At 28.9% G+C, this 536-nt stretch carries 2 protein-coding genes; one reads left to right on the top strand and one right to left on the bottom strand.

Annotated features, from left to right (window positions below; translation table 11 throughout):
• Positions 1-189 (top strand): hypothetical protein (locus tag DMC01_RS14565; protein WP_221887179.1); only part of this gene is annotated, 189 nt, incomplete at its 5' end.
• Between the two features lie 24 nt (positions 190-213).
• On the opposite strand, the gene DMC01_RS14285 is transcribed toward DMC01_RS14565, so the two are convergent.
• A complete protein-coding gene (locus tag DMC01_RS14285; RefSeq protein WP_185908987.1) occupies positions 214-363 on the bottom strand; it encodes a hypothetical protein in 150 nt (49 codons plus the stop codon).
• Between the last annotated feature and the right edge of the window lie 173 nt (positions 364-536).

Raw genomic sequence — 536 nt, 5'->3', positions numbered from 1 at the left:
TTTGAAAGCCTTTTAAGTTTGGCTTCATTAAACTTAAGGGTTTTTAAGACAAAGCCTATGAAAAACAGTTGTGAAAAGGGGATGGCTGTTTATTTTATTACTTGGTATTTTTGCCTTTTTAGCTACAAATTTTCAAAACACAATTTTAGCAAAAACTCGCTTATTTTATGCCCATTTAAATTCACATAAATTCTATGCTAAATTTATGTGAATTTACTTGCATTCCTTGCAGTATTTTTTAACGATGCGTTTTATTTCTAAATTATATTTTTCTAGCTTATATATAATCATACAAACTTTAAAGCGATGAGTTGCTATGGTGTTTGGCAAATATTTGTGATGTTTATCAAAATATTGTTGCAAATCCAACCTACCCTGAGCCAGATCTTTGAGTAATTAAAACAATTTATATTCGTTGTCTTTAAAAGCCCAATAAGATCAAACACCCCCAAATATAAATATCTTTATCCTCTCCTTGATAAGTTCTTTTTGCAAAATAAAAGAGCTTGAAAGCTACAATTTTGCTTTAAAAGCAG

The sequence above is a fragment of the Campylobacter troglodytis genome (genome assembly GCF_006864425.1).
Classification (GTDB): domain Bacteria; phylum Campylobacterota; class Campylobacteria; order Campylobacterales; family Campylobacteraceae; genus Campylobacter_D; species Campylobacter_D troglodytis.
The sequence above is the reverse complement of the archived record's forward strand: the minus strand, read 5'-3'. Positions and strand labels throughout refer to the sequence as shown.